Annotated in this window: 3 protein-coding genes; all 3 read right to left on the bottom strand. The window is 66.5% G+C overall.

What is annotated here, in order from left to right:
• Positions 1-584, bottom strand: a 584-nt coding sequence (locus AAF184_25370) for a purine nucleoside permease (GenBank protein MEO0425685.1), incomplete at its 3' end; no start/stop codon positions are given.
• Entirely contained in the window at positions 581-2,068 is a 1,488-nt protein-coding gene (locus AAF184_25365; GenBank protein MEO0425684.1) for an amidohydrolase family protein, read from the bottom strand. The genes AAF184_25370 and AAF184_25365, both read right to left, overlap by 4 nt.
• Positions 2,069-2,088: 20 nt before the next feature.
• The coding region (locus AAF184_25360; protein ID MEO0425683.1) for a TonB-dependent receptor at positions 2,089-3,423 on the bottom strand (1,335 nt) is incomplete at its 5' end.

The following is a 3,423-nucleotide window of genomic DNA, read 5'->3' as shown; positions in this document are numbered from 1 at the left end:
TTGCTGTTCATGGCGAAGTAGCCCGTGGGCCAGTCCTCGGGCTTCTCGCGCGCGTCGATCTCGTGGGAGAGATCGCCGTCGACGAGGTAGGCGGACCACACGGCGGAGCCGATCGACGCATCCTCCGGGTCGATTCCTGCGATGCCGGCGACCAGCCAGTAGGCCTTGCTGAGGTCGAAGCGCGTGTCGAGGCCTAGCGCCATGGTAGCCGCCGTGGTCTTGGTGCTGCCGATGCCCGCGACGACGGCCAGCACCTGGTCGTGGGGGTCGTAGTGCAGGTCGTGGTGCGAATGGGGGAAGGGGATGACGACGTCGAAGGGACGACGTTCCTTCCAGAACTGAAACTCCCCCGGCACATCGCCCGTGTCCTCGCCGATCTCGAACATGGTGATGATCACCACCCGCACGGGGAGCGGATTCGCGCAGGGCGCGGCGATCTCGCAGAGGGTAAGGGGTGCGTCGTCGGTCGGTGCCGTGTTGGTCGCACTGGTGTCCGCACACGCAGCCAGGCCGCAAAGGGCACAGCTCGCCAGGATCAAGCTGGTCAAACGGCCTACGCCGTCAGGGGGAGTAAAGAACATCATTCGGTCTCGTTGCGGGCATCCGTCGCCGGGCGACGCTTTAGATCGTCAGCGATGCGTTTGGCGAGGGCGCGCGCCTGCGTAGTGACGCGGGCGACATCGATGGTCAGCAGCTCACGTTCACGCATCAACACCTCACCGTCCACCACCACGGTGATCACGTCCTGCTCGTCCGCCACGTAGGCGAGGTGGGAGATCACATCGTAGAGCGGTGTGAAGTGCAGGTCCGACAGGTCGAGTTGGATCACGTCGGCCCGAGCGCCCACGCGCAAGGTGCCGATCTCATCCCCGAGGCCGATCACCTGCGCGCCGCGTGAGGTGGCCATCTCCAGTGCGGTGCTGGCCGGGAGTGCGGTCGGCTCCATCGTCGCGACCTTCTGCAGGAAGGCGCCGAGGCGCATCTCCTCGAACATGTCGAGATCGTTGTTGCTCGCCGCGCCGTCCGTGCCGAGGCCGACGTGCAGGCCCGCGTCGAGCATCGCGATCACCGGTGCGATGCCGGAGGAGATCTTCATGTTCGACGTGGGGCAATGGGCCACGCCCACACCGCGCGCCGACAGGATTTCGAGATCGTCGTTCGTCGGGTGCACGACGTGGGCTGCGATCACGTGGTTCTGAAGGACGCCCAGCTTCTCTAACAGGGCGATTGGGGTGGAGCCGTGGGTCGCTGCCGTGGTGTCGATCTCGAAGCGTGACTCGGCCACGTGAATGGAGATAGGCACGTCGAGTTCACGCGCTAACTCGCCCACCTGCTCCAGCTGTTTGGGCGACAGGGTGTAAACCGAGTGCGGGCCTAGGATTGGGGTGATGCGCGGGTGCTTGCCCTGCCAGCGGCCGATGAAGGCGCGGGCGTTGGCGAGGCCCTCCTCGGCGTCGGCGGCGTCGGGGCTGCGCTGGTCGATCACCGTGGCGGAGATCAGGGCGCGCAGACCGCAGTCCACCACCACCTCGGCGATCGCGTCCGGGTGGTAGTACATATCGACGAAGGTGGTGGTGCCGCCGCGGATCATCTCGGCGCAGGCGAGCTCCGTGCCGAGGCGCACGAGGGCCTCGTCCACGAAGCGCACTTCGGCGGGGAAGATGTAGTCCTGCAGCCAGGTGATGACGTCGCGATCGTCGGCGATGCCGCGCAGGATGGTCATCGCCGCGTGGCCGTGGGCGTTCACCAGCCCGGGCATGAGCACGCGGTGCTCGCCGGCGAAGTGCTCGCGCGCTTCGTAGGTGGCTGAGATCTCAGGGGCGGGACCCAGGGCGACGATGTGGCCATCCTGGATGGCGATGGCGCCGTTCTCGAGCACGGGCTGGGCGGGGTCCATCGTGACCACCCACTCCCCACCTACGATCAGGTCGACCGCCGTGCGCTGCGGCTCAGAGGACTGTTCGGCACGCGCGAGCAGTGCCAGGAGAGACAAGGCCCCGAGCAGCAATCCCCTGGGCAAGAATCCGCGGCCTCCCGGCACCAGGCGAGGAGGCGCGGTGTCAGCCACGGGGCGCTAGTGTCCTGCCACTAGTACCGGCCCGTGAAGGTCACGCCCCAGATGCGCGGCGCGTTGACGAAGCCGGTCAGGTTGTTGAAGTCGATGCCGCCGCGGGCAAACTCGTTGTCCGTGATGTTGCGGCCGAAGCCGGCGATCTCGTAGCGGCCGTCGTTCCAGCTGAAGCCTGCGCGCAGGGCGCCTTCGTAGGCATCGTCGGTGAAGGACTCTTCCGATTCGTAGAGGAAGAAGTTCGTCTCACCCTGGAACCACCAGTCCGTCTGCAGGAAGAACTGGGCCTCGCCGAGGTCCACGGTGTAGCGGGCGAGGAGCGACAGGGTGAAGCCCGGCGCCTGGGGCAGCGGGTTGCCGTCGACCAGGGCGTTGCCATCGACCAGGGGATCGAGCGGCGTGCACGCGCCGGAGCCGCAGGGCGCGACGAGGAGGTCGTCGTCGTTGATCTCCGTGTCGACGTAGCTACCGCCAATGCGCGTGAGCAGGCTGGTCTTCTCGCTCATGTTGAAGATCGCCTCGAGGTCACCCTCGATGCCGAAGCCGGTGGCCTCGTCGGCGTTGACCAGCTGCACCAGGTTGCCGTCGCCGCCGATGGCGGTGAGTTGCTGGTCCTGCACCGTGTAGTAGAAGACGGCGATGTTGGAGCGGAATACGCCGAAGTCGTTCTTCATGCCGACCTCGAAGGAGTCGACGGTTTCCGAGTCGGCCACGGAGGGCACACCGAAGAAGGCGACGTCGCGGCCCTGAATGGTCGGTGCGCGGAAGCCGCGTGCGTAGCGCGTGAACAGGGTGGTCTCATCGTTCACCGCGAGGTTCAGGGCCAGGTCCCAGGTCAGTTCGCCCTCATCGGTGCTGGGGCTGAACTCCGGGCCGAGGCCGGTGGCCGGGGCGCCGAATAGTTGAATCACCTCGAAGTCGCGGGTGTCGTCCGTGTAGCGCAGACCCGCGGTTGCCGTGAGGTTGTCCGTCAGGTCGAAGCTGGTCTGACCGAACACGGCCCAGGAGTCGTTGTCGTGGCCCACGCTGGTGGATCCGACGAAGAACGGCGAGGTGGTGATCTCGAACTGCTGGGAGAAGTACAGGGCACCGAATTGCCAGGTGAAGGGACCGTCCCCCGAGGCCAGGCGAACCTCTGCGGTGTACTGGTCCAGCGTGTCGATGCCGTCCTGGGTGACGGACGGGAAGGGGATGAACCCGGGGCCGCCGAGGTTGCCGCCGTCGATGTCGCCGATGCTGAAGCCCTCGGTGGTCTCCCAGGAGCCGATCGCCGTGAGCGTGATGTCGTTGGCGAAGGTGTTCTCCAGGCGCAGGAGGCCGCCGTAGCTCTCGTAGCGCTGGATGTTGTTGTCGCC

It is taken from the genome of Pseudomonadota bacterium (genome assembly GCA_039815145.1).
In the GTDB taxonomy this organism is placed as follows: Bacteria; Pseudomonadota; Gammaproteobacteria; order Steroidobacterales; family JBCBZW01; genus JBCBZW01.
Note: the sequence above shows the minus strand (reverse complement) of the source record. Positions and strands in the feature narration are given on the sequence as shown.